We start from the raw sequence: 25830 nt of genomic DNA on the forward strand, positions 1-25830 counted from the left end.
ATTCGGCAGTTTAGCCAAGGCGCCGGCAAGCGCACAGACTATTAATGCGCAGCCATGAAAAAGGGAGATCCGCAGATCTCCCTTTTTTGTAACGCCCGGTGTGATCAGTCGAACACGCCGAAGGTCATGTAGCTGAACCACGAACGGTCATCGTTGTTGCCTTCAGCCTCTTGATGTTCTTCCTCGATCACGTCACCGTTTTCGTCTTTAGGCTTGAGCTCGTTCGGAATCGCGTCTTTCGCGTCCTGGAACTGCTTCTGCACGTCCTGGTTGGCGCGGGTTTCTCCCGGCGGCAGCGGTGGACGCGATTCGATCAGGCCCAGCGTCGCCTTGCTCAGGAACGAACGGTTGTCGGCTTCGGCGACCGATGGCACGAACTGACCGTCCTGCAGGCTTGGGTGGTTCGGGTAGTTGAGCTTCAGGGTTTCCAGACTGGTGGCGGCCAGATCGTCCAGGTGCAGACGCTGGTAAGCCTCGGTCATCACCGCCAGGCCGTCGCCGACCGATGGGGTTTCCTGGAAGTTTTCCACTACATAACGGCCACGGTTGGCGGCGGCGACGTAGGCCTGACGAGTCAGGTAGTAGTCGGCTACGTGGATTTCGTAGGCCGCCAGCAGGTTGCGCAGGTAGATCATGCGCTGCTTGGCGTCCGGCGCGTAGCGGCTGTTCGGGTAGCGGCTGGTCAGCTGTGCGAACTCGTTGTACGAGTCGCGGGCAGCGCCGGGGTCACGCTTGGTCATGTCCAGCGGCAGGAAGCGCGCCAGCAGGCCGACGTCCTGGTCGAAAGAGGTCAGACCTTTCAAGTAGTACGCGTAATCCACGTTCGGATGCTGCGGATGCAAACGAATGAAACGCTCGGCGGCGGACTTTGCAGCTTCCGGCTCGGCGTTCTTGTAGTTGGCGTAGATCAACTCCAGCTGTGCCTGATCGGCGTAGCGACCGAACGGATAACGCGACTCCAGGGCCTTCAGCTTGGCTGTGGCGCTGGTGTAGCTGTTGTTGTCCAGGTCAGTCTGAGCCTGCTGATACAGCTCGGCTTCGCTGAGGTTTTCGTCTACGACTTCCTTCGATGAGCAAGCAGCGGTCAATGCGAGGATGGCGATCAGCAGCAGGTGTTTCACTTGCATGGCGGCTTGCGTCCCTATGACGGCCGCTGTCTTGGGCGGGGCCGTCCTGTTATGATGAGCGCCCCGTTGAAAAGCCTCGGGGCAAAAGACGCCGTATTTAACCACAAGCGCGCAGCCGAAACCAAAGGCTGTGCCGACGCCAGTCAGAGCATGTCCGATAAAATTGAACTTCGCGCAGAGGTGCCGTCCGATTTGGGCGGCCAACGCCTCGATCAAGTCGCCGCCCAACTCTTCGCTGAGCACTCACGCTCGCGCCTTTCCGCCTGGATCAAAGAAGGTCGCCTGACTGTGGACGGGGCGGTCATCCGCCCGCGCGACATCGTGCATGGCGGTGCCATTCTTGAGCTGACTGCCGAGCAGGAAGCCCAGGGCGAGTGGATCGCCCAGGACATCGAGCTCGACATCGTTTATGAAGACGACGACATCCTGGTGATCAACAAGCCTGCGGGCCTGGTGGTGCACCCGGCTGCCGGCCACGCTGATGGCACCTTGCTCAATGCCTTGCTGCACCACGTGCCGGACGTCATCAATGTCCCGCGCGCCGGTATCGTGCACCGCCTGGACAAGGACACCACCGGTCTGATGGTGGTGGCCAAGACCATTCAGGCGCAGACCAAGCTCGTTGCCCAGCTGCAAAGCCGCAGCGTCAGCCGGATCTACGAGTGCATCGTGATCGGTGTCGTGACCGCCGGGGGCAAGATCAACGCCCCGATCGGCCGTCATGGTCAGCAGCGCCAGCGCATGGCAGTGATGGAAGGCGGCAAGCCGGCCGTCAGTCACTACCGCGTGCTGGAGCGTTTCCGGTCCCACACGCATGTGCGGGTCAAACTGGAAACCGGCCGGACCCACCAGATTCGCGTGCACATGTCGCACATCAACTTCCCGTTGGTCGGCGACCCGGCGTACGGCGGTCGCTTCCGCATTCCGCCTGCCGCGAACCCGACCATGGTCGAGTCGCTCAAGCACTTCCCGCGTCAGGCCCTGCACGCGCGCTTCCTTGAGCTGGATCATCCGACCACCGGTGAGCGCATGAGCTGGGAATCGCCGCTGCCGGAAGACTTCGTCTGGCTGCTGACCCTGCTCAAGCAGGATCGCGAGGCATTCGTCGGATGAACTGGCTGACGCCGGACTGGCCTGCGCCGGCCAGCGTCAGCGCCTGTGTCACCACCCGCGAGGGGGGGGGCAGCGAGGCGCCGTTCGACAGCCTCAATCTGGGCGATCATGTCGATGATCGCCCGGAAGCAGTCGCCGAGAATCGTCGGCGTCTGACCGAACACTTCTCGATAAAGCCTGCCTGGTTGCAGCAAGTACACGGGACTGCCGTGGCTCATGCTGATCCGGGCGTGGTTGCCACCGCCGATGCCAGTTGGACGGCGACTCCCGGGATTGCCTGCACGGCGATGACCGCAGATTGCCTGCCGGCGTTGTTCTGCAACCGTGCCGGTACTCGCGTCGCGGCGGCTCACGCCGGCTGGCGCGGTTTGGCGGCGGGCGTACTGGAAGCCACTCTCGATCATCTCGACACCGCTGCGGCGGACGTACTGGTCTGGCTCGGCCCGGCCATTGGCCCGAAGGCCTTTGAAGTCGGCCCGGAAGTCCGCGAAGTCTTCGTCAAGCAACTGCCGGCAGCGGCAGCAGCCTTCGTGCCCAGTCACAATGCTGGCAAGTTCATGGCTGATATCTATCTACTGGCGCGCCTGCGTCTGGCTGAACGCGGTGTCACTGCGGTTTATGGTGGCGGTTTCTGCACCGTGACCGACCCGCGCTTCTTTTCTTACCGCCGTGCGTCGCGCACTGGCCGTTTCGCCTCCCTTGTCTGGCTCACCCGCTAGACTTGCCTGACCTGAATCAACTCGCTGACGCTTGAATCTCCCAGAATCGACCGCATCTACAGTGGTATCTGGCAGGTTTCTTTATTCAGGATGGTTTTTAGGTCCGGCCTGCTCAAAAGGAAGGTGACCCATGCGTATAGACCGTTTAACCAGCAAATTACAGTTGGCGTTGTCCGACGCCCAATCCCTGGCCGTTGGCCACGATCATCCGGCCATCGAGCCGGCGCATTTGATGCAAGCCATGCTTGAACAGCAGGGTGGTTCGATCAAACCCCTGTTGATGCAAGTCGGCTTCGACGTCAACAGCTTGCGCAAAGAGCTGACCAAAGAGCTCGACCAATTACCGAAAATCCAGAACCCGACCGGCGACGTCAACATGTCGCAGGATCTGGCGCGCCTGCTCAATCAGGCTGATCGCCTGGCTCAGCAGAAGGGCGACCAGTTCATTTCCAGCGAGCTGGTGCTGCTCGCCGCGATGGACGAGAACAGCAAGCTTGGCAAACTGCTGCTCGGCCAGGGCGTGAGCAAGAAAGCCCTGGAAAACGCGATCAACAACCTGCGCGGTGGTGAGGCGGTAAATGACGCCAACCACGAAGAGTCGCGTCAGGCGCTGGACAAATACACCGTCGACCTGACCAAGCGTGCCGAAGACGGCAAGCTCGATCCGGTGATCGGCCGTGACGACGAAATCCGCCGCACCATTCAGGTACTGCAGCGTCGCACCAAGAACAACCCGGTGCTGATTGGCGAACCTGGCGTGGGTAAAACCGCGATTGCCGAAGGTCTGGCCCAGCGCATCATCAACGGCGAAGTGCCGGACGGCCTCAAGGGCAAACGTCTGCTGTCGCTGGACATGGGCGCGCTGATCGCCGGTGCCAAGTATCGCGGTGAGTTCGAGGAACGCCTGAAAGCGTTGCTCAATGAGCTGTCGAAGCAGGAAGGGCAGATCATTCTGTTCATCGACGAACTGCACACCATGGTCGGCGCCGGTAAGGGCGAAGGCTCGATGGATGCCGGCAACATGCTCAAACCGGCACTGGCGCGTGGGGAGCTGCACTGCGTCGGCGCAACCACGCTCAACGAGTACCGCCAATATATAGAGAAGGATGCGGCCCTCGAACGGCGTTTCCAGAAAGTGCTGGTGGACGAGCCGAGCGAAGAAGACACCATCGCCATTCTGCGTGGCCTCAAGGAGCGTTATGAGGTTCACCATAAAGTGGCGATCACCGATGGCGCGATCATCGCCGCGGCCAAGCTCAGCCATCGCTACATCACTGACCGGCAGTTGCCGGACAAGGCCATCGACCTGATTGACGAGGCCGCCAGCCGTATTCGCATGGAGATCGACTCCAAGCCGGAAGTGCTGGATCGTCTGGAGCGTCGCCTGATTCAGCTCAAGGTTGAATCTCAGGCCCTGAAGAAAGAAAGCGATGAAGCGGCGATGAAACGCCTGGAAAAACTCCAGGAAGAAATCGTCCGCCTCGAGCGTGAATATTCGGATCTGGAAGAAATCTGGAACTCGGAAAAAGCCGAGGTGCAGGGTTCGGCGCAGATTCAGCAAAAGATCGAGCAGTCGCGTCAGGAGCTGGAAGCGGCGCGCCGTAAAGGCGACCTCAACCGCATGGCCGAATTGCAGTACGGGGTGATCCCGGATCTGGAACGCAGCCTGCAAATGGTCGATCAGCACGGCAAGAGCGAAAACCAGTTGCTGCGCAGCAAGGTGACCGAAGAGGAAATCGCCGAAGTCGTTTCGAAGTGGACCGGTATTCCGGTGTCGAAAATGCTCGAAGGCGAGCGCGACAAGCTGATGAAGATGGAAAGCCTGTTGCACCAGCGTGTGATTGGTCAGGACGAAGCGGTGGTTGCGGTCGCCAACGCTGTACGGCGCTCGCGTGCCGGGTTGGCGGATCCTAATCGTCCAAGCGGCTCGTTCATGTTCCTCGGCCCGACCGGTGTCGGTAAAACCGAGCTGTGCAAGGCGCTGGCCGAATTCCTCTTTGATACCGAAGAGGCGATGGTGCGGATCGACATGTCCGAGTTCATGGAGAAACATTCCGTGGCGCGGCTGATCGGTGCGCCACCAGGCTATGTTGGCTACGAGGAGGGCGGTTACCTGACCGAAGCGGTGCGCCGCAAGCCTTACTCGGTGATCCTGCTGGACGAGGTCGAGAAAGCGCATCCGGATGTGTTCAACATCCTGCTACAGGTGCTTGAGGATGGACGGCTGACCGACAGCCACGGACGCACGGTGGATTTCCGCAATACCGTGATCGTCATGACCTCGAACCTCGGTTCGTCGCAGATCCAGGAACTGGTCGGTGATCGTGAGGCCCAGCGTGCAGCGGTGATGGACGCGCTGACGTCGCACTTCCGTCCCGAGTTCATCAACCGGGTCGACGAAGTGGTGATCTTCGAGCCTTTGGCGCGGGACCAGATCGCGGGGATTACCGAGATCCAGTTGGGCCGTCTGCGCAGTCGTCTGGCCGAGCGCGAGCTGAAGCTGGAACTGAGTCCGGAAGCGATGGACAAGCTGATTGCCGTGGGTTACGACCCGGTTTATGGCGCACGTCCACTCAAACGTGCGATCCAGCGCTGGATCGAAAACCCGTTGGCGCAGTTGATCCTGTCGGGGCATTTCCTGCCGGGCGATACAGCAACCGGCAAGGTCGTGAACGACGAAATCGTTTTCGACTGAGTGGCAACGCCAATGAAATAAGGAAGGCCTCGCTTTGCGAGGCCTTTTTTTCGTTAGGCTGTTGAAGTCTAAGGAAAAGGCTTGTAAAGTGCGCCCCGCAGTCAGTCACCCGCAGCATCTCAGCTCACTGAGCTGAAATCTGAAATAAGTTGCAAATCATTAACTTGAAAGCGATTTAGGGGGTTGACAGAGGTGTTCTAGGTTGTAGAATAGCGCGCCTCAGACACACGAACGCAGCGATGCGAACGGAAGTCTAAGAGCTGTAAGTTTCACCGTTGTAAATTGAAATATGTAGTTCCGTGATAGCTCAGTCGGTAGAGCAAATGACTGTTAATCATTGGGTCCCAGGTTCGAGTCCTGGTCACGGAGCCAATTTCAAACCGGGGTATAGCGCAGTCCGGTAGCGCGCCTGCTTTGGGAGCAGGATGTCAGGAGTTCGAATCCCCTTACCCCGACCATTTTTGGGTCGTTAGCTCAGTTGGTAGAGCAGTTGGCTTTTAACCAATTGGTCGTAGGTTCGAATCCCACACGACCCACCATTTTTGAAACCAGGTAACACTGGGATCGAATCTTAAGATCAGAGGCCAAAAGCGCTGATCGAAGAAGGCGATCTTTGAAAGGTCGCCTTTTTTTTACCGGGGTATAGCGCAGTCCGGTAGCGCGCCTGCTTTGGGAGCAGGATGTCAGGAGTTCGAATCCCCTTACCCCGACCATATTAAAAATCCTTGTATCGAAAGATACGGGGATTTTTTTTGTCCTCGCGAAAGACAATTCCCTTCAAGTCATCGTACAACTTGCCGATAGCCCGCTAACGAGAGGGGACTGCCGCTGTTCGCCCCTTCAATCTGGCCAATACAAGAATAAGGGCGTTCGTCATGTTGCTTCGTCAGTTGAATATTGCTCCACGTGCCGCACTGGGTTTCGCCCTGATCGCGGTCTTGGTGGCGTTGCTCGGCGTATTCGCCTTGGGGCAGATGTCGAGCATCCGTGACAGTGAGGTCGCGGTCGAGAGCCAGTGGTTGCCGAGCATTCGCGGCGGTGACGAGATTCGCGAGCTGATGTTGCGGATCCGCACGATTTCCCTGCGCATGGCGCTTGATCAGGATCCGAAGAACGTCGCGACTTACCGCAGCCAGATGGATACCCGCGACAAGGAGCTGAGCGAGAAGATCGCCGCCTACGACAAACTGGTCACCACGGCGGAAGGCCAGCTGCTCTATGACCAGTTCAAAAAAACCTTCGCCGCGTATCGCACCGGCATCGCGCAATCCTTCACCCTGGCCGATCAAGGCCAGCGTGACGAGCTGACCAAACTGTTGCTGGTTGATATGAAGACCGTGGTCGACGGCTCCGGCAAGCAGCTCAATGACCTGGCGGATCTGTTCGCCAAACAGGTTGCTGCGGAGAGCCAGAAATCCGCTGACCACTACCAGACCTCACGCACCATCGTCAGTCTGTTCATCGCGCTGGCGGCGCTGGCCACGGTGGCGCTGGCCATGTTGCTCACCCGCAGCATCATTCGTCCGTTGAGCACGGCCGTCAGCGCTGCCGAAAGTGTGGCCCAAGGCGACCTGACCCGACCGATCGAAACCCACGGTAACGATGAAGTCAGCCGTTTGCTCAAGGCGCTGGCAACCATGCAGCAGAACCTGCGGGAAACGCTGCAAGGCATCAGCGGTTCGGCCACGCAATTGGCCACCGCTGCCGATGAGCTCAACGCGGTGACGCTCGACAGCACACAAGGCCTGCAGCAGCAGAACAACGAAATCGAACAGGCCGCCACGGCGGTCAATGAAATGACTACGGCGGTTGAAGAAGTCGCGCGCAACGCGGTGTCGACGTCCGATGCCACCCGCCAATCCAGTGAGTCGGCGCAACTGGGGCAGGCGCGGGTCAGTGACACCGCGTCGGCCATCAATGCGCTGGCCAGCGACGTGCAGCACACCGGCGAGTTGGTGCAATCGCTGGCCAACCAGTCACAGGACATCGGCAAAGTGCTGGATGTCATCCGTGCGATTGCCGAGCAGACCAACCTGCTTGCGCTCAACGCGGCCATTGAGGCAGCACGCGCAGGGGAGAGCGGACGCGGTTTTGCGGTGGTTGCCGATGAGGTGCGGGCGCTGGCCTATCGCACTCAGCAATCGACGCAGGAGATCGAGCAGATGGTGCAGGGCATGCGCACCGGTTCAAGCCTGGCGCTGGATTCGATGCAGGCCAGCGCTGCGCGGGCCACATCCACGCTGGCGTTGGCCGAGCGCGCGGGGGAGGCGCTGGAAACCATCACCGCGTCAGTGCATGAGATTCATGAGCGCAATCTGGTGATTGCCAGTGCGGCGGAGGAGCAGGCGCAAGTCGCGCGGGAAGTGGATCGTAATCTGGTGAATATTCGCGACCTGTCAGTCCGTTCCGCAGCGGGAGCCGATCAGACCAGCGCGTCGAGTCACCAACTGTCGCAACTGGCCAACGCGCTGCAAGGCATGGTGCGGCGCTTCCAGCTCTGATGTGCAGAGGTCGATTGCTGGATTTTTGAGCTGCGCAAAAAAATGTGGGAGCGGGCTTGCTCGCGAAAGCGGTGTATCAGTCGACATGAATGTTGAATGACACGACCTCTTTGCGAACAAGCCCGCTCCCACAGTTTTAGATCAATGCAGCTTCAAGCGTGGCTCGGTGCCGCGGCCGATCTTGCTGCCCAGCATCAGCATCGCCGTGCGGAACGGTCCGTACAGTGCCATCTGGTGCATGCGGTACAGCGACACGTAGAACATCCGCGCCAGCCAGCCCTCCAGCATCACACTGCCGGTCAGGTTACCCATCAAGTTACCCACGGCCGAAAAACGCGACAGCGAAATCAGCGAGCCGTAGTCGGTGTACTTGTACTCCGGCAGGGTTTTGCCTTCGATACGCAGCTTCAGTGACTTGGCCAGCAACGACGCCTGTTGGTGCGCGGCTTGCGCACGCGGCGGCACGTTGCGATCCGAACCCGGTTGCGGGCAGGCGGCGCAGTCACCGAAGGCGAAAATGTTTTCGTCGCGGGTGGTCTGCAACGTCGGCAGCACTTGCAGTTGATTGATACGGTTGGTTTCCAGACCGTCGATGTCCTTGAGGAAACCCGGCGCGCGAATCCCGGCAGCCCAGACTTTCAGGCTGGCCTTGATCACGTTGCCATCGGCGGCGATCAGGCTGTCGGCGGTCACTTCGCTGACCGAAGCGTTGGTCATCACGTTGACCCCGAGTTTCTCCAGAGTCTTGTGCACCGGGCTGCTGATGCGCTCCGGCAGGGCTGGCAACACCCGTGGGCCGGCTTCGATCAGGGTGATGTGCATGTTCTCCGGTTTGATCCGGTCGAGGCCGTAAGCGGCCAGTTCATGTGCGGCGTTGTGCAATTCTGCCGCCAGCTCGACACCCGTGGCGCCGGCCCCGACGATGGCCACGCTGATCTGCTCGACCACATCGGTCTGCCCGGCATGCGCTCGCAGATAGTGGTTGAGCAGTTGCTGGTGGAAGCGTTCGGCCTGTTTGCGGGTGTCGAGGAACAGGCAGTGCTGCGCTGCGCCCTGGGTGCCGAAATCGTTGGTGGTGCTGCCGACGCTGATCACCAGCGTGTCGTAGGCCACTTCACGCGCAGGAACCAGTTCCACGCCGTTTTCGTCGTAGGTGGCCGCCAGCTGGATTTTCTTCTGCGCGCGATCAAGCCCGCTCATGCGTCCCAGCTGGAACTCGAAGTGGTTCCATTTCGCCTGGGCAACATAGTTGAGTTCATCCTCGGAAGAGTTCAGCGATCCGGCGGCCACTTCGTGCAGCAGGGGCTTCCAGATGTGCGTCAGGTTCGCGTCGACCAGCATCACACTGGCCGTGCCGCGCTTGCCCAGAGTCTTACCCAGACGGGTAGCCAACTCCAGACCGCCGGCGCCGCCGCCGACAATGACAATACGATGGGACATAGGGATCACTCGCAAGGTTTTTAAAGGAAATCGGTGCAATCACCTTCGCGAGCGCAATGCTGCTCATAGCGTCAGGTAACTGATAAGTCGGCTCAGCAGGCCCAGACCAATGGTCACTGCCAGCACCAGCACCAGGAGCATCCACGGCCGAAAAGGCCGGCGCTCGACACGGTGTTGGGACAGTTGCAGGTACTCTTCGACATGCTTTTGGTCTTCGGGGTTCAGGCGGCTGGTCATAAAGGCCTCGTCAGGTAGACGTTGCTGAATGTGCAGAAGCTACAGCGGTTTTCAACCGGGGTTGAACGCAGCATAGCCGCTGTCCGGAACCGGTTCGACAGACACACCGTCGTCGAGGCGAATGATCCCGCTTTGTAACACCCGCGCGGTTATTCCGCCATGCCCGCGCACCGCTTGAAAGGTGCCGGGGCCGAGGTTGTTTTGCAGGCGCGCACAGGGCTGACACCAACCCGTGGTCTCGAATATTGCCTGACCGATACGAAAGCGCCGACCCTTCAGACTAAACAGATTGATACCGCTGATGACCAGATTGCGCCGCAGGTCTTCAGGCCGCACGGGTTGATCTTCAGGTCGGCCCATCAGCGCGCTGATGACCGCCAGGTGTTCGAACTGAATCAACGTTACTTGCCGCGCGTTGCGCACGCCGGGGCGGGCGTGGTCACCGGTCAATCCGGCTTCGAGCCGTGCCTCGACCGCGTCTAGCTCGATCATCGGGCCGCGAGACTCGGGGCGCACGCCGATCCAGCGTACGCGGCCAGTCTGCGGGACGTCGGCAATCAACTGCTGCAGCGGCGTCACAGGCTGATCCCGACATCGAAGACGATGCTGCGACCGAGGTTGCTGCGCAGAAAGTCCGGCGCATCGGGATGGGCGAACAGCACCCGGGCGAAGGTCGGGCCGACCAGCGACAGCGAGCGCCAACCCTGACGCAGATACTCGGTCGGTGGTGGAAAATGGCTGTTGAGGTCCAGCACTTCGCGCTTGAGGCTGGCGAAGGCGATGATGTCCAGTTCGCCCAGATCCATGCCGCGTTCCTTGTAGTTGTGCGCTTTTTTGCGCAAGGTCGGCGCCAGTCGCAGTAAGAATTCATTGGCCGGGATCCGCCGTGGCTTGGCTTCACGACGCACCAACTGGCTGAGGGAAAACGCACTGCGGCGGCGTTGCAGTTCATCGCGCCATTCGTCGTTGAGCCGGCGGCCTTCATCGAGAACGAAGAACACTTCGAAATTGGCATCGCGAAACAGCACGTCCGGCGGCTCGCCGGCGGGGGCGAACTCATCGGCACGGTAAGGGATGTTCAAGCCTTGCAGCAGGCGCTGGCAGACCCAACGCTCACGCTCCCATTTGCGGGCATTGGACAGGAACGCGTTGGCTTGCTCGGCCGCAATGGTCAGCAGGCGTAAGTAATCTGAGTCATCCATAGGCCAAGCTTAGCGTTCAAATGCGACAAGCAGAAAGCTTTGCATCGGCTGATGCCCGGAAGAGGGCGGTGTAGACTCCGATGAAGGAATCAAACCCATGGAGAAGGTAAGGGATTCATGATCGGTGCAGAACTGTTGTCGTCGACGAGCCTGACACTCGGCTGGCTGATTTACCTGCCGGTGTTGTTGTGGGCGATCTGTCGTGCGCCGTGGGTCGAGTTGTTCACTGACAGTCGCCGCCAGCATCTGCTGTTCGGCACGGTGTTCGCCTTGTTTCTGCTGTGGATGGTGCGCAGGGATTTCGACACCGGGGTTTCTTATCACTTCATCGGCATGACCGCCGTGACGTTGCTGCTCGACTGGCCGCTGGCGATCATCGGCGGGCTGGTGGCGCAGCTCGGGCTGGTGTTGCTCGGACGTCAGGATCTGGCGGCGGTCGGGGTCAACGGTACGTTGCTGATCCTGTTGCCGGTGTTGATCACCGAGTGTGTGGCGATCCTCGTCGAGCGCGCCCAGCCGCGTAATCCGTTTGTGTATATCTTCTGTTCCGGGTTCTTTGCCGCAGCGTTGTCCGCATTGCTGTGTCTGACGCTGAGTCTGGGCCTGCTCTGGTACGACGGCCTGTTTGCCATGCCGGAATGGCTGGAAGATTTCGTCGGCTACCTGTGGCTGCTGATTTTTCCCGAGGCCTTTATCAACGGCATGGTGATCAGCGCGCTGGTGGTGTTCAGCCCGGAGTGGCTGGAAACCTTCAACCGCACCCGCTACCTTTCGGCGCCGTGGAAGGACGACGATCCCAAGTCTTGATCCACATCAAACCCGCCCCCCGCGCGGCATTTCATGCTCGGCCAAATTCCTTCAGGAGCAGCGGCATGAGTGTTTACGAGTGGGCGAGGCAGGAGACGCGGCAGAGTCTGGACATGGCGCTGGAGGTGGGCTTCGATCCGGGCCTGAGTTTGCGCGCCTTGCTCAGCGCGGTGGTGCAGCAGAGCAAGACGCTGCGCAACCCCGAAGACCTGGCCGACGAGTTGCGCTTTCTCGCGGAAAACCTCGACGACGATCAGGACTACGGCTTCATGCGGCCCTGATCGCGATCAGTGACGCGGGTCGAAATCGCCGGAGAACATTTCGTCTTCGGCATCCGGGGCGACCGGAATCTTGTGCTCTTCCGACGCCCAGGCGCCGAGGTCGATCAGCTTGCAGCGATCAGAGCAGAACGGGCGGAATTTGTTCTCGGGGGTAAATTCCACGGGGGCGCCGCAGGTTGGGCATTCGACGGTTGTAGGGCTCATGACTGGCCTCCGGATAAAGTCAGGTAAAAGTGATGCAGGCGCTCGACTTCGCTGTGCAACGAGGCGAGGTCGCGGTCGTTGACGACCACATCATCGGCACGGCTCACGCGGTCTTCACGGCTGGACTGGGCCTTGAGGATCGCCTGGACCTGCTGTTCGCTGGTCTGGTCACGCTGCAAGGTGCGCTCGATCTGCAGTTGTTGCGGGGCATCGATCACCAGAATTCTTTGAGTCATCGCGTACTGCCCGGATTCGATCAGCAACGGTGAAACCAGAATCGCGTAAGGCGATGTTGCCAGCCCCAGATGGTGCGCGATTTCCTCGGCGATCAACGGATGCAGCAGGGCTTCGAGCCAGCGGCGTTCTTCAGGCACTTCAAAGATCAATTTGCGCAGGGCCGCACGGTCCAGCGTGCCATCGGCTTGCAGGACACCGGAACCGAAGTGTTCAGTAATCTTCGCCAGTGCCGGACGCCCCGGCTCGACCACCCAGCGCGCTGCGTGATCGGCGTCGACCACATGGATCCCGAGATCGATGAAGTGCTGGGCCGCGGCGCTTTTGCCGCTGCCGATGCCGCCGGTCAGGCCGAGAATCCAGGGTTTTTCCACAGGGGTATTCATTTCAAACCGACAAACTGCCAATAGATGTCGGTTATTTGACCACCCCAGAGCAAGGCAATCCAGCCGGCAATTGCCAGATACGGGCCGAAGGGCATCGGCGTCGAGGTTTTCTGCTCACGCAGACGCAGTAGAACCACCCCGACAATCGCCCCCACCAGCGATGACAGCAGGATCGTCAGCGGCAGAATCTGCCAGCCGCCCCAGGCCCCGAGCAGCGCCAGCAGCTTGAAATCGCCGTGGCCGATGCCGTCCTTGCCGGTCAGCAGCTTGAACAGCCAGAACACTGACCACAGCGCCATGTAACCGGCCACCGCGCCCCACAACGCCGCGTGCAGCGAGACGAACAGCCCGAAACTGTTGACGATCAGCCCCAGCCACAACAACGGCAACACCAGCACATCGGGCAGCAGTTGATGTTCGGTGTCGATCAGGCTCATCGCCAGCAGGCCCCAGGTAAGGACGATCAACAGGCCCGCCGGCCAGCCGAAACCCAAATGCCAGGCAACGAATGCCGAAAGCAGGCCGCAGGCCAGTTCGGTCAGGGGATAACGTTTGCTGATGGGCGCGGCACACGCCGAACAGCGTCCGCGCAGCACCAGGTAACTGAGCAGCGGAATGTTTTCCCAAGCCCGAATCCGGTGGCCGCAGTGTGGGCACTGGGAGTGCGGCAGCATCAGGTTGTAGGTCGGCAGTGGTGTTTCGCTCGGCAGGCCGAGGACGTCCTGCGCCTGCTGGCGCCAATCGCGCTCGAGCATTTTCGGCAGGCGCCAGACCAGTACATTGAGAAAACTGCCGACCACCAGACCCAGCAGCAGGGCGGTGCACACAAAGGCCAGCGGATACAGACTGAAGAGTTCGTCGATAGGCATGTCAGATCGCTGAGCCAAGCTGGAAGATCGGCAGGTACATGGCCACGACCAGCCCGCCGACGATGACCCCGAGTACCACCATGACGAACGGCTCCATCAGGCTGGTGAGGTTGTCGACCATGTTATCCACTTCCTCTTCATAAAAACCGGCGACCTTGTCGAGCATGTCATCCAGCGCGCCCGATTCCTCACCGATGGCGGTCATCTGCACCGCCATGTTCGGGAATACTCCGGTGCTGCGCATCGAGAAATTCAGCTGCATGCCGGTGGCGACGTCCTGACGGATGCGCAGCACCGCGTGTTTGAACACCACGTTACCGGTGGCACCCGCCACCGAATCCAGTGCCTCCACCAGCGGTACGCCAGCGGCAAAGGTAGTCGACAGAGTGCGGGCGAATCGCGCCACTGCCGATTTGTACATCAGCGTGCCCACCAGCGGCAGCTTCAGCAGCCAGGTGTCCTTGCGGTCGCGCAAGGCCTGGGACTTCTTCAGCGCATGGCGGATGCCGAACACCGCCGCGATCAGCGCACCAAGCACCGCCCACCACCATTGCTGCAGGAACTCCGAGATACTGATTACCATCAGGGTGAAGGCCGGCAATTCGGCGCCGAAGCCGGAAAATACCGATTGAAACTGCGGCACCACTTTTACCAGCAGAATCCCGGTAACGACCATTGCCACCAGCACCACGGCGCTGGGGTAGGTCAGGGCTTTCTTGATCTTGGCCTTGAGTGCTTCGCTTTTTTCCTTATAGGTCGCGACCCGTTCGAGCAACGTATCGAGGGCGCCGGATTGCTCGCCGGCATCCACCAGGTTGCAATACAGCTCATCGAAATACTGCGGCTTCTTGCGCAGTGCGGCGGCGAAGCTGTTGCCGGCCGCTACCTCTTGCTTCACCTCGTCTACCACTTTGCGCATCGCCGGGTTGTCGAAGCCTTCGCCAATGATGTCGAACGACTGCAGCAGCGGTACGCCGGCCTTCATCATGGTTGCCATCTGCCGGGTGAACAGGGCGATGTCCTGCGCTTTGATGCGTTTGCCGAGGTTGAGCAAAGAGGTGGATTTCTTCCGTACCTTGCCCGGGTTGATCCCCTGCTTGCGCAACTGGGCCTTGATCAGCGCGGGGTTCTGCCCGCTCAACTCGCCCGTGACTTTGCTGCCTTTGCGATCCGTGCCTTCCCAGGCGTAGATGCTGATTTTCGCTGCCTTGACCGCCATGTTCAGTCCTTGGTGACCCGGTTGATTTCTTCCAGGCTGGTGATGCCTTGCATGGCCTTGTGCAGGCCGGAGGTGCGCAGATCGTCGAAGCCGTCGCGACGCATCTGGCTGTCGATTTCCAGCGAATTGCCTTCGGCCATGATCAGCCGTTGCAGGTCAGGAGTGTTTTTCACCACTTCGTAAATCCCCACGCGTCCCTTGTAGCCGCCGTTGCAGAGGTCGCAACCGACCGGCTCATAGATCGTGAAACTGCCGATCTGTTCCGGCGGGAAACCTTCCTTGATCAGTGTTTCGCGGGGGATCTCGATCGGTTTCTTGCAGTGGCTGCACAGCTTGCGCGCCAGGCGCTGGGCGATGATCAGGCTGACCGAGGTGGCGATGTTGAACCCGGGAATACCCATGTTGTGCAGACGCGTCAGGGTTTCGGCGGCGCTGTTGGTGTGCAGCGTGGACAGCACCAGGTGGCCGGTCTGCGCGGCCTTGATCGCGATTTCGGCGGTTTCCAGGTCGCGGATTTCCCCGACCATGATCACGTCCGGATCCTGCCGCAGAAACGAACGCAGGGCCTGAGCAAAATCCAGCCCCTGTTTCGGATTGACGTTGACCTGGTTGATGCCTTCCATGTTGATTTCCACCGGGTCTTCGGCGGTGGAAATGTTGATGTCGACGGTGTTGAGGATATTGAGGCCGGTGTACAGCGATACGGTTTTCCCCGACCCGGTAGGTCCGGTTACCAGAATCATCCCTTGGGGCTGCTTGAGCGCGGCCATGTACAGTTCTTTCTGCGCCGGTTCGTAACCCAATGCATCGATGCCGATCTGCGCGCTGGACGGATCGAGGATCCGGATCACCACTTTTTCGCCCCACAGGGTCGGCAGGGTGTTGACCCGGAAGTCGATGGACTTGGTCTTCGACAGGCGCATCTTGATCCGCCCGTCCTGGGGTTTGCGGCGCTCCGAGATATCCAGGCTGGCCATGACTTTCAGTCGTGCGGCGATTCGCCCGGCCAACTGGATCGGCGGTTTTGCCACCTCGCGCAGGATGCCATCGGTGCGCACCCGCACCCGGAAGGTCTTTTCGTAAGGTTCGAAGTGCAGGTCAGAGGAGCCACTCTTGATCGCGTCGAGCAGCATCTTGTGCACGAAACGCACGACCGGCGCGTCATCGGCGTCGAGTCCGCCGATGGCGTCCTGGCGGCTGTCGTCGACGGACTCGACATCCACGCCGTCGAGATCGACGTCGGCCATTTCTTCGAGGCCGCTGGCGTGGGTGTCGAAGAATTTCTCGATGGCCTCGGTGAGCTTGTCGTCCTCCACCAGAATGGCTTCGGTGCTCAGCCCGGTGCTGAACTGAATGTCATTGATCGCCTGATGATTGCTCGGGTCGGAAATGCCCACGAACAGCTTGTTGCCACGGCGCCACAAGGGCAGGGCGTGATGCTGGCGCACCAGTTTTTCACTGACCAGGCCTTTGGGCTGGGTTTCCTTGTCCAGGCAATTGAGGTCCATGAAGGCCATGCCGAAATGCTCGGAAGCGATCTCGGCCACCTGTGAGCTCTTCACCAGTTTGTTCTGCACCAGGTAGCTGATCAGCGACAGCCGATTGCGCTGCGCCTGTTGCCAGGCCTGCTGGGCGCTTTTTTCCGTAAGCAGTTCGGCCTGCACCAATTGCTTGGCCAGACCGCTCAGAGCGATGTCATTCATGGGGATTCCGGATGCTGACAGTTCATGACTTATAGCCTAGTCAAGTGACAGCGCCAAACACGCCCGGTACAGGTGACAAAAAGTGTCAGATAGTGCGGTTACAGGTTGTAGGAAAGCGCGACACGGCACCTTTATGCCGAACGTGCGGGGTCTGCAAGCGGTTGGCACGGCCTATGCTGAGCCCTTTGCAGATCATGAGATTCCGACTCATGCATGGAGAGCCTGTCTATGAACAACCAAAAGGGTTTCACACTGATCGAGCTGCTGATCGTGGTGGCGATCATCGGGATTCTGGCGACGATTGCCCTGCCGCAATACTCAAAATACCAGGCGCGTTCGAAAGTGACGGCAGGTCTGGCCGAAATCAGTGCGCTGAAGGTGCCGTTCGAGGACACCATTAATCAAGGTACTGACCCTACGCTGACACTGGTGGCGGGGGGCGCTTCAGCCACTACCTCCAACTGCACGCTGGCGGCGTCGGGAACTGCCTCGACCGGTGCCGGCTCGATTACTTGCACATTGGTGAACGCGCCGGGACCGGTACTGGGCAAAACCATCACGCTTACTCGCTCGGGCGCTGCTACGGGTAATACCTCTGGTGTGTGGACCTGTGCCACGACAGTCAATCCCGACTACTCGCCAAAAGGCTGCACTGCCAGCGGCACTTGATGCGATGGTCTGAAGGAAAATGCCCCGCTTTGCGGGGCATTTTTTTGTGTTTTGGCACTGGAAAAAGCTTTAAGAATTTCAGCGTGTTAGGAACTTTCCGAAAAGCCGCAACTTGCATGTCGATAATGCACTTGTCATGCAAATTGCATGATTCCGAAAATTTGCTTAATTCGTAAATTGTTGATTTAAAAGGATTTATTGTCTTTCGAAAAGTTGGCACAGCGTTCGCAATATACCCAGTAACCCTGCTGACAAGACAACCAGCAGACTTTCCAGAAAAACAGGAGTTACTCGTATGAAGAAGTTCGCTATCACTGCCGCTGCTGCTACCGCGCTGACCCTGACCATGGCTTCCGGTGCTTTCGCACAATCCACCCAGGCTACTCAGGCTCCAATGACTCTGGCTGCTGGTGAAATGACCAAGGCTAAAGAAGCTACTTCCGATACCTGGATCACTACCAAAGTCAAAAGCGACCTGGTAACCGAAAAAGGCATTCCTGGTACCGACATCAAAGTCGAAACCAACAAAGGTGTGGTTTCCCTGTCTTCTGACGTCGCTGTCACCGAAGCTCAGAAAACCACCGCTGTGAACATCACCAAGAAAATCAAAGGCGTCAAAGCGGTCTCCGCTGACGGCCTGAAAGCCGAGTAAGGCATGACTTCTCGCCTGGACCGGGAGAAGGCGCGACAGACGGGCCGAGCAATACGTCTGCCGCAACTTTAGAGTTCATGCGAACGGTCACACGGATGTGACCATTACAGGCCCCGGCACTTGTGTCGAGGCCTGTTCTATTTTCAGGTGATAAAAAACGAAATGTGGGAGCGGGCTTGCTCGCGAATGCGGTGTGTCAGCAGGCATATTCATTAACTGACCCACCGCATTCGCGAGCAAGCCCGCTCCCACAGGGATATAGGTTTTGGTTCAATTACCGCGCTTGCTGTTGATCTGCCGCAGGCGATTGCCTTCAAAGCGCAGGTATTGATACATGCCGTTGCTCGGGCCGTAGGTCCATTCCTCGACCTGAAATTCTTCGCGGCGGTTGGCGCTGCGCTTGTAGCCGAGGACATCGCGGCTCACCGGTTCGCCACACTTCTGCAGTACTTCGCTGGCGCGGTCACCGAGGCTGACCAACTGACTGCCACAGCGCAGCGTGTCGGAGGCCAGCGCAGGGCTGCCAGCGAGCAGCAGCGTCAACGCAGCCAGCCATTTGCGCTTCATCATTCGGCGTCCAGATGCATTTGCGTCACGACCCGACCATCGCTTTCGGCCTCGCCAAGGTTAGCGTCGATGAAGTACACGCGATCATCTGCCAACTGGCCCTTGTCGACCAGATAGTCCTTGATGCTGCTGGCGCGTTCCTGACCCAGCTGCCGCAGCAGTACATCGCTGGAACTCCAGAACTTGATCACGCCATCACGCATTTTCGCCGTGCGTTCTTCCTTGCCCAGATCCTTCCATTCGGACGGTGGCTGGGTTTTCAGACGGGTGCGGTAGATGCCTTCGAGCAGCGGGCCTTTCTCGCTGTCCGGCACTTGCAGCAGTGAAGCCTGGGCCGGCACCTTGTCGCCACGGCGCTGGAGCATCTTGTAGTAGTTGTACTGGTATTCGCGTTCCAGACGCTGCTCGGCAATCAACGGGCCGTCGCTGCTCTGTGCGGCAGTGCCTTCGATTTCCAGGCGCAGGGCTGGACGTTCCTTAAGGGCTTGGGACAGTTTATCCAGCGCTGCTTCGGCATCCTTGCTCAAATCGCTTGAGCCCGCAGCAAAGGACACGGTACCGAGGTCTTCGGAGCCGCCACCGTTGATCAGCCCGCCAATCATCTTGAACGGTGCGGCGGCGGCCTTGACGATCAGGTTGCGCAGGGTCTGCCAGACAATCGGCATCACGCTGAACTGCGGGTTGTTGAGGTCGCCGGTCACTGGCAGTTCGATGGAGATCTTGCCGTCTACGTCCTTGAGCAGGGCAATCGCCAGTTTCAGCGGCAGGCTCACGGCATCCGGGCTGTCGACTTTTTCACCGAGTTGCAGTTGCTCGACCACCACTTTGTTTTCAGCCTTCAACTGGCCCTTGGTGATCAGGTAATGCAGGTCGAGGTTGAGCCGGCCCTTGCGGATGCGGTAACCGGCGAACTTGCCGGAATACGGGGTCAGGGTAGTCAGCTCGACGCGTTTGAAACTGGTGGCGATGTCGAGGCTGGCCATCGGGTCGAATGGATTGACCGCGCCTTTGATGGTCACCGGGGCATAGCGGTCGACCTTGCCCTTTATGTCGACGCTGGCCGGTTTCGCCTGACGACTGTCGATGGTGCCGATCTGGCCGTTGAGCTGTTGGACCGCCGTAGCGAAATTCGGCGTCAGGCTGAAGTCGGCGAAGTTGGCCGAGCCGTCGTTGATCGCAATCGCGCCGATGTGAATGCCCAGTGGTTTGTCTTTACTGGCCGGTTTCGCCGCTGCGGTTTTCGCACCATTGTCGGCGGGCTGCGGGATCAGCAGATCGTCGATGTTGGTGGTGCGGTCGTCGTTGATCATGAACCGCGCGTACGGCTGGAACAGGTTGACCTTGTCGATCGACAGGCTGTCACGGTGTTGATAGTTGATGCCTTCAACCACCACTTGCTGCCACTTGAGGAAGTCGCGGGTTTTCAGGGTGTCGAGAGTGTGCAGTTGATCGATCTGCGCGCGCCCGGTCACGCCGAGTGCGAGCGGTTCGGTGCTCTTGAGGTTGACCTTGAGGTCGCTGCCGAGCATGCCGCTGCGCAGCTCAAGGCGAATGAACGGATTGATGTAGGACTGTGCAACGCGCAGGTCGATGTCCTGGGTTTTCACATTGAGCTGGGCGGTGACCGGCGCGAGGTTGACCACCCCGTCAGCGTTGATCTTGCCTTGTTTGCCCAAGCCGCTGTCGAGCCTGACCTTGAAGGGCGAACCGTTGAGGCTGTCGAAATCCTGCAGATCAATGTTCAGCGGCGTTACATCCAGCGCCACCGGCGGGTTGGCCGAACGGTCGGCGAGATGCACGGTGTAGTTGCGTAACTGGACGTCTTTGAGCAGCACTTGCCAGGGCTTGCTCGGCGCGGCCGGCTCTTTCGGCGAGTCGGCGGCGGCCGGAGTGGTCTTGGGTTCGGCGGCGGCCTTGGCGGCAGGTTTCGATGGCTGGCTGGCGAACAGCTTCTGCCAGTCGAGCTGGCCGTCGGCTTCGAGCGCGGCCCAGGTTTCCAGTTTGTTGCTGCGGATCTTGCCGACCACTACTTGCTGTTTGGCCAGGTCCAGTGAGGTCTCGCTGACGTCGAGACGTTCAAGTTTCGCCAATGGGCGTCCGTCCGGCGCCTTGATCGCGAATGGCGCAATGCTCACCGCGACGTTGTTCAACAGCAGTTCGGTTTCTTTCGACAGATTCAGTTTGTACTCGGTGCTGAGATTCAGCACGCCGTCTTCGAGTACTAGCGGCAGCGCGTCACGCACGTAAGGCCAGAATGATTTCATCTTGCCGTCGGTGACTTTCAAGGTGCCTTCGGAGGTGAACGGGATCAGGCTGAAGTTGCCTTTCCAGTCGATCTGCCCACCGGCGGGCCCGGCGGCCACCAGCGTCATGTCGGCATTGTCTTCGGGCAGAGTGCTGAGGTTTTTCAGCTCGAAATCGAGCTTGTCGTAGAGAAACTCGATGGGTTCGCTCGGCCGGGCGTCCTGGAAATGTACGTTGCCACCGGCCAGCTGGATGCGATCGATGCGCAGCGGGAACGGCTTGGCATTCGGATCGGCCGGGGTCGGTTCGCTGGCGGGAATCTTGAACAGGCCCAGCAGATTGAGCTGGCCGTCCTTGGCGAAGAGGATTTCGGTCTTGGGCTTGTCCAGCTCGATATCGGCCAGGTGCAGCGCTTTGGTCCACAGGCTGTCGAGTTGCAGGTTGGCATACAGCCGCTCGAAGCCGACCTGCTCCTTGCCCGGCTCACCGACGACCAAGCCCCACAGGGTGACTTCAAGGCTGAACGGATTGAGTTCGATGCGCTGGATATGCGCCGGCACCGTGGCGTAGTTCGCCAGTTGCTGGTTGGCGATACGCAGGGCGATGCCCGGCAAAATCAGAAACCCCAGCAGGCTGTAGAGGGCCAGAGCAGTCAACAAGGCGCCAATCGCGCGAATCAATCCTTTGGGCATGTGCGGCGTCATCTCTGAATCGGAGTGCCTTGGAGTATGGCACGCGATTCTGGTTCCGAAGTACCTCGTGGGGGGCAGGATTGTTCAGATTGTTCTGCAGCAACACAAAACCCTGTGGGAGCGAGCCTGCTCGCGAAGGCGTTCTATCAGTCACCCTGTCTGGTGGCTGATACACCGCTTTCGCGAGCAGGCTCGCTCCCACAGTGGGTAGCTGTCAGCCGCAGAGGAGGGTTACAACTGCAGGATCAGGGTTTTCAGCGGTGGCTGTTGATCCAGCGACGGGAAGTCCGCGCCCGGGGTCATCACGCTCCATTCGCGCACCGGTCGCCCGGCCTTCTCGGCGCAGCGCAGGACCTGTTCACGCCAGTCGTCCATGCTGACTTTTGCCAGGTTGTTGCAGCAGATCAGCACGCCGTTGTCAGCGGTGGTCAGCAGCGCCGGCTTGAGCAGGCTCTGATAGTCGCGCAACAGGTCGACGGTGCCGAACGCGCTCTTGGCCCAGGCCGGCGGGTCGAGCAGCACCAGATCGTATTGACGCTGGTCGAGGCGCTGATAGCTCGGCAGTTTCTGTCCGCGTCGCTGGCTGATCGGCAGGCCGGCGAACTGACGGATCGCCGGGAAATAATCGGACTGGATAAATTGCATCTCGGGCAATTGCGGGTTGAGCAGACCGTTTTCCCGGCCGACCGCCAGATTGCCCTCGGCGAAATCCAGATTGCACACCTCGCGCGCACCACCGGCAGCGGCGCTCAGGCCGACGCCACAGGTGTAGGCAAACAGGTTGAGCACACTTTTACCCTTGGCGTGATCCTTGACCCAGCCGCGAGTGTTGCGCAGGTCGAGAAACAGCAGCGGATCCTGCCCGGCATGTCGCCCGCGCACGCGATAGTTCAGGCCCCATTCGTGACCGACCAGATCCGCCAGCGCGGCCTCGTCGGCTTTGTAGACGCTGTCTTCGCGGTCGATGCGCGAGTTGCCCCGGGAGCGGTCGTTGTAGACCAGCAGGGTTTCGAAGCCCAGGGTCTGATTGACCATGGCGTGCAGTTGCAGCAGGTCGTCACGCTCCAGGGTCTGGTGAAAACTTTGCACCAGCAATTGCGGACCGTAGCGGTCGACGGTCAGGCCACCGGCGCCTTCCTGGCTGCCGTGGAACAGCCGATAGCAATCGGTGCCCTGGCTGTGCAGCTCAGCGAGCAGGTCCTGGCGTTTATCGAGGGCGGCGCGCAGCGCCTGATTCAAGGAAGACATGCGTGCGCCTTGCTGGTGAGAATGGGGGCGCGGGAGTTTAGCAGTTTGGCGGGCAACCGAGTTAAGCCCTTCGCGAGCAAGCCCGCTCCCACAAGGGGGCTGATTTACACCATGGATTCCCTGTGGGAGCGGGCTTGCTCGCGAAGCTTTTCAGGTCAGCACTCCCATCCGCCGCTTGGCCCGCTGCACCGAACCGTTGCGCATCGCCCAGCGCAGCATCGGCGCGCTGCGCTTGACGCTGGCGCGGATCAACTGGCGTTGCAGCGGATTCTGCCGTATGCCGAACATGGCGCTGGCCCACTCCGGCAACAGGTCGATGCCGGCCTTCATCATCAGGTCGCCAAACGGCCGCGCGAGAACGCTCGGAGCCGGGGCGTCGAGCAGCAGGCGCAGAACTTCGCGGCTGCGTTCATCACAGAGCAATTGCGGGCGCATGCGTTGCAGATAGTCGGCCACGGCCTGCCGCGATTTCGGCACGTCCCGCGCACCCAGGCGCTCGGCGACCACGGCGATTTCCGCGTAGTAACGATCCTGATCCGCCGCTGACAAATGCGGGTTGCGGTAACGCAGATGCGCGGCAAGAAAGTGACTGACCTCGGCCACATGCACCCAGGTCAGCAGGTCCGGATCGCTGGCGGCATACGGCCGGCCATCCGGTGCGGTACCGACCACTTGCAGGTGAATGGTGCGCACTTTGTCGATCAGCCATTCGGCGTCGCGGCGCGAGCCGAAGGTGGTGCCGGAGACAAACTGACTGGTGCGGCGCAAACGTCCGAGCATGTCCTGACGAAAATTCGAATGGTCCCAGACCCCGGCCAGCGCCAGCGGATGCAGGGCTTGCAGCAACAACGCGCTGATGCCGCCGATCAGCATGCTGCTGAAATCGCCATGCACTTGCCAACTGACCGAGTGCGGGCCGAACAGCCCGGGATCGCCCTTGGGATTTTCCAGGTCGAGCTGACCGAGGGACAGCCCGGTCAGGCTCATGAGTTGGTTTTCGATGCGGCTGCGGATGAATTCCATGACAACTCATTGGTGGTGGACGGGCGCGGCCGGTTGACCGCGCCACGAATGTTACTGATTCAGGCGCTTGTCGATCAGGCCCTGGACTACGCTCGGGTCGGCCAGGGTCGAGGTGTCGCCGAGGCTGTCGAGTTCGTTGCAGGCGATCTTGCGCAAGATGCGGCGCATGATCTTGCCTGAACGGGTTTTCGGCAAGGCCGGCGCCCACTGGATCAGGTCCGGTTTGGCGAAGCTGCCGATTTCCTTGCTGACGTGGGCCAGCAGTTCTTTCTTCAGCTCATCGCTCGGCTCGACGCCGTTCATGGGGGTGACGAAGGCATAGATGCCCTGGCCTTTGACGTCGTGCGGGTAACCGACCACGGCCGCTTCGGCGATGCTGTCGTGCAGCACCAACGCGCTTTCCACTTCGGCGGTGCCGATACGGTGGCCGGAAACGTTGATCACGTCATCGATGCGTCCGGTAATCCAGTAATCGCCGTCCTCGTCGCGGCGTGCGCCGTCACCGGTGAAATAATAGCCGGGGTAGGGTTTGAAATAGGTGTCGACCATCCGTTGCGGGTCGCCGTAGACGCTGCGGATCTGCGCCGGCCAACTCGACTTGATCGCCAGCACGCCGCTGCCGGCGCCTTTGATCTCTTTGCCGTGCTCATCGAGCAGTACCGTTTGCACGCCGAACATCGGCTGCGTGGCGCAACCCGGCTTGACTCGTTGCGCGCTGACCAGCGGGCTGAGCATGATCCCGCCGGTTTCGGTCTGCCACCAGGTATCGACAATCGGGCAGCGCTGTTCGCCGACCACATTGAAATACCATTCCCACGCTTCCGGGTTGATTGGCTCACCGACACTGCCGAGTAATCTGAGGCTTTGGCGCGACGTTTCCTGCAGCGGCCCGGCACCTTCGCGCATCAGCGCACGCAGGGCGGTCGGTGCGGTGTAGAAGATGTTCACTTTGTGTTTGTCGATCACCTGCCAAAAGCGCGAGGTGCTCGGATAACTCGGCACGCCTTCGAAGATCAGCGTGGTCGCGCCGTTGGCCAGCGGGCCGTAGACGATGTAACTGTGGCCGGTCACCCAGCCGACGTCGGCGGTGCACCAGAACACTTCGCCATCGCGGTAATCGAGCACGTATTTGAAGGTCATCGCCGCCTGCAGCAGGTAGCCGCCAGTGGTGTGCAACACGCCTTTGGGTTTGCCGGTGCTGCCGGAGGTGTAGAGGATGAACAGCGGATCTTCGGCGTCCATCGGTTCCGGCGGGCAGTCATCGCTGACGTCACGCACGGCCTGGTGATACCAGAGGTCACGGCCTTCGACCCAATCGACCTTGCCCTGGGTGCGCTCGACCACAACCACGGTGCTGACGTCCGGGCAGCTTTGCAGGGCCTTGTCGACGTTGTGCTTGAGCGGCACGAATTTGCCGCCGCGCACGCCTTCATCGGCAGTGATCACCGTGCGGCAGTCGGCGTCGAGGATTCGGTCACGCAATGAATCCGGGGAGAAGCCGCCGAACACCACCGAATGAATCGCGCCGATCCGCGCGCAGGCGAGCATGGCGTAGGCCGCCTCGGGGATCATCGGCATGTAGATGCATACCCGATCGCCTTTTTTCACCCCACGGCTTTTCAGCACATTGGCCAGGCGGCAAACGTGATGGTGGAGTTTTTTGTAGGTGATCTGTGCTGATTCGGCCGGGTCGTCGCCTTCCCAGAGGAACGCGGTCTGCTCGCCGCGCTGGGCGAGGTGGCGGTCGATGCAGTTGTAACTGACGTTCAGTTGGCCGCCGGCAAACCAGGCCGCTTCACCGGTTTTCAGGTCGTAGCGCTGAACGGTCTGCCACGGTGTGCTCCAGTCGAGGAAGCGGGTGGCCTGTTCGGCCCAGAAGGCGCTGGGGTGTTCAATGGATTCGCGGTACAGGCGCTTATAGTCGTCCTGACTCAACTGCGCAGCCCGGCGGACGGCATCGGCTTTGGGGAACGTGCTGATATCGAACATGACGGTTCC

General features: G+C 60.2%; 23 protein-coding genes, 4 tRNA genes and 1 pseudogene. 13 read left to right on the forward strand and 15 right to left on the reverse strand.

Going from position 1 to position 25830, the window contains the following annotated elements:
* Nucleotides 1-104: 104 nt before the first annotated feature.
* Nucleotides 105-1127: an outer membrane protein assembly factor BamD gene (locus VLA07_RS20985; protein ID WP_333991132.1), complete on the reverse strand. Its 1023-nt coding sequence runs from the start codon at nt 1125-1127 to the stop codon at nt 105-107.
* 150 nt (nt 1128-1277) lie between these two features.
* Between VLA07_RS20985 and rluD the strand changes: the two genes are divergently transcribed.
* From rluD to VLA07_RS27270, 9 genes and pseudogenes are all read left to right on the forward strand, one after another.
* The gene (gene rluD, locus VLA07_RS20990) at nt 1278-2240 is read left to right on the forward strand and encodes a 23S rRNA pseudouridine(1911/1915/1917) synthase RluD (protein ID WP_333991133.1); all 963 of its coding nucleotides are present in this window, start codon (nt 1278-1280) and stop codon (nt 2238-2240) included.
* Entirely contained in the window at nt 2237-2959 is a 723-nt protein-coding gene (pgeF, locus tag VLA07_RS20995; protein ID WP_333991135.1) for a peptidoglycan editing factor PgeF, read from the forward strand. Before rluD ends, pgeF begins: the two co-directional genes overlap by 4 nt.
* 130 nt (nt 2960-3089) lie before the next feature.
* Entirely contained in the window at nt 3090-5654 is a 2565-nt protein-coding gene (gene clpB / locus VLA07_RS21000; protein WP_007963856.1) for an ATP-dependent chaperone ClpB, read from the forward strand.
* A 296-nt stretch (nt 5655-5950) separates the two neighbouring features.
* Nucleotides 5951-6026 (forward strand) — tRNA-Asn (locus tag VLA07_RS21005).
* A gap of 9 nt (nt 6027-6035) precedes the next feature.
* Nucleotides 6036-6112, forward strand: a tRNA-Pro gene (locus VLA07_RS21010).
* Nucleotides 6113-6117: 5 nt separating this feature from the next.
* A tRNA-Lys gene (locus VLA07_RS21015) sits at nt 6118-6193 on the forward strand.
* Nucleotides 6194-6290: 97 nt separating this feature from the next.
* Nucleotides 6291-6367: transfer RNA gene (locus VLA07_RS21020), tRNA-Pro, on the forward strand.
* 162 nt (nt 6368-6529) lie between these two features.
* Nucleotides 6530-7300 (forward strand): annotated as a pseudogene (locus tag VLA07_RS27265) (MCP four helix bundle domain-containing protein); the annotation flags it as partial.
* Complete coding sequence (locus tag VLA07_RS27270; protein WP_373558108.1) at nt 7292-8155, forward strand: methyl-accepting chemotaxis protein; 864 nt, start codon at nt 7292-7294, stop codon at nt 8153-8155. The pseudogene VLA07_RS27265 and the gene VLA07_RS27270, both read left to right, overlap by 9 nt.
* A 141-nt stretch (nt 8156-8296) precedes the next feature.
* Here VLA07_RS27270 and VLA07_RS21030 read toward each other — a convergent pair whose 3' ends face one another.
* The 4 genes from VLA07_RS21030 to VLA07_RS21045 form a co-directional block, all read right to left on the reverse strand.
* On the reverse strand, nt 8297-9595 hold the full coding sequence (locus tag VLA07_RS21030; RefSeq protein WP_333991140.1) for an NAD(P)/FAD-dependent oxidoreductase: 1299 nt from the start codon (nt 9593-9595) through the stop codon (nt 8297-8299).
* A gap of 63 nt (nt 9596-9658) precedes the next feature.
* Nucleotides 9659-9832: a DUF3094 family protein gene (locus tag VLA07_RS21035; RefSeq protein ID WP_003228304.1), complete on the reverse strand. Its 174-nt coding sequence runs from the start codon at nt 9830-9832 to the stop codon at nt 9659-9661.
* A 51-nt stretch (nt 9833-9883) separates the two neighbouring features.
* The gene (locus VLA07_RS21040; protein ID WP_096795222.1) at nt 9884-10411 is read right to left on the reverse strand and encodes an MOSC domain-containing protein; all 528 of its coding nucleotides are present in this window, start codon (nt 10409-10411) and stop codon (nt 9884-9886) included.
* Nucleotides 10408-11034, reverse strand: a complete 627-nt coding sequence (locus VLA07_RS21045) for a DUF1780 domain-containing protein (RefSeq protein ID WP_003228301.1) — start codon at nt 11032-11034, stop codon at nt 10408-10410. The genes VLA07_RS21040 and VLA07_RS21045 overlap by 4 nt, the downstream gene beginning before the upstream one ends.
* Nucleotides 11035-11151: 117 nt before the next feature.
* Here VLA07_RS21045 and VLA07_RS21050 point away from each other — a divergent pair, with 117 nt between their 5' ends.
* Together VLA07_RS21050 and VLA07_RS21055 are read left to right on the forward strand one after the other, a co-directional pair.
* Nucleotides 11152-11841 carry an energy-coupling factor ABC transporter permease gene (locus VLA07_RS21050; protein WP_333991143.1) on the forward strand — a complete coding sequence of 230 codons (690 nt, stop codon included), beginning with the start codon at nt 11152-11154 and terminating at the stop codon, nt 11839-11841.
* Between the two features lie 65 nt (nt 11842-11906).
* On the forward strand, nt 11907-12122 hold the full coding sequence (locus VLA07_RS21055) for a hypothetical protein (RefSeq protein WP_333991144.1): 216 nt from the start codon (nt 11907-11909) through the stop codon (nt 12120-12122).
* A gap of 6 nt (nt 12123-12128) precedes the next feature.
* Here VLA07_RS21055 and yacG read toward each other — a convergent pair whose 3' ends face one another.
* Genes yacG through pilB form a run of 5 tightly spaced genes read right to left on the reverse strand, consistent with a single transcriptional unit; the run spans nt 12129 to nt 16737 of the window.
* Nucleotides 12129-12326: a DNA gyrase inhibitor YacG gene (gene yacG, locus VLA07_RS21060; protein WP_003228296.1), complete on the reverse strand. Its 198-nt coding sequence runs from the start codon at nt 12324-12326 to the stop codon at nt 12129-12131.
* Entirely contained in the window at nt 12323-12946 is a 624-nt protein-coding gene (gene coaE, locus VLA07_RS21065) for a dephospho-CoA kinase (RefSeq protein WP_333991145.1), read from the reverse strand. Before coaE ends, yacG begins: the two co-directional genes overlap by 4 nt.
* Complete coding sequence (locus tag VLA07_RS21070) at nt 12943-13815, reverse strand: prepilin peptidase (RefSeq protein WP_333991147.1); 873 nt, start codon at nt 13813-13815, stop codon at nt 12943-12945. The genes coaE and VLA07_RS21070 overlap by 4 nt, the downstream gene beginning before the upstream one ends.
* A 1-nt stretch (nt 13816) precedes the next feature.
* Nucleotides 13817-15034, reverse strand: a complete 1218-nt coding sequence (locus VLA07_RS21075; protein WP_333991149.1) for a type II secretion system F family protein — start codon at nt 15032-15034, stop codon at nt 13817-13819.
* Nucleotides 15035-15036: 2 nt separating this feature from the next.
* Entirely contained in the window at nt 15037-16737 is a 1701-nt protein-coding gene (gene pilB, locus VLA07_RS21080) for a type IV-A pilus assembly ATPase PilB (protein ID WP_333991151.1), read from the reverse strand.
* A 228-nt stretch (nt 16738-16965) separates the two neighbouring features.
* Here pilB and VLA07_RS21085 point away from each other — a divergent pair, with 228 nt between their 5' ends.
* Entirely contained in the window at nt 16966-17406 is a 441-nt protein-coding gene (locus tag VLA07_RS21085) for a pilin (RefSeq protein WP_247269215.1), read from the forward strand.
* Between the two features lie 295 nt (nt 17407-17701).
* Nucleotides 17702-18058, forward strand: a complete 357-nt coding sequence (locus tag VLA07_RS21090; RefSeq protein WP_007963876.1) for a BON domain-containing protein — start codon at nt 17702-17704, stop codon at nt 18056-18058.
* Nucleotides 18059-18328: 270 nt separating this feature from the next.
* Here the strand turns inward: VLA07_RS21090 and VLA07_RS21095 are convergent, their stop codons facing one another.
* The 5 genes from VLA07_RS21095 to acs all read right to left on the reverse strand — a co-directional run bounded on the left by VLA07_RS21095 (nt 18329) and on the right by acs (nt 25821).
* Entirely contained in the window at nt 18329-18625 is a 297-nt protein-coding gene (locus VLA07_RS21095) for a DUF2845 domain-containing protein (protein ID WP_115988878.1), read from the reverse strand.
* Nucleotides 18625-21573 (reverse strand): DUF748 domain-containing protein, encoded by a 2949-nt coding sequence (locus VLA07_RS21100; RefSeq protein ID WP_333991156.1) that lies wholly within the window; start codon nt 21571-21573, stop codon nt 18625-18627. The genes VLA07_RS21095 and VLA07_RS21100 overlap by 1 nt, the downstream gene beginning before the upstream one ends.
* Nucleotides 21574-21792: 219 nt before the next feature.
* Nucleotides 21793-22809 (reverse strand): class I SAM-dependent rRNA methyltransferase, encoded by a 1017-nt coding sequence (locus tag VLA07_RS21105; protein WP_333991158.1) that lies wholly within the window; start codon nt 22807-22809, stop codon nt 21793-21795.
* Nucleotides 22810-22959: 150 nt separating this feature from the next.
* Entirely contained in the window at nt 22960-23832 is an 873-nt protein-coding gene (locus tag VLA07_RS21110; protein ID WP_333991160.1) for an oxygenase MpaB family protein, read from the reverse strand.
* Between the two features lie 51 nt (nt 23833-23883).
* Entirely contained in the window at nt 23884-25821 is a 1938-nt protein-coding gene (gene acs, locus VLA07_RS21115; protein ID WP_333991161.1) for an acetate--CoA ligase, read from the reverse strand.
* Nucleotides 25822-25830: the final 9 nt, after the last annotated feature.

The organism is Pseudomonas sp. S3(2024) (genome assembly GCF_036861315.1).
GTDB lineage: Bacteria > Pseudomonadota > Gammaproteobacteria > Pseudomonadales > Pseudomonadaceae > Aquipseudomonas > Aquipseudomonas putida_A.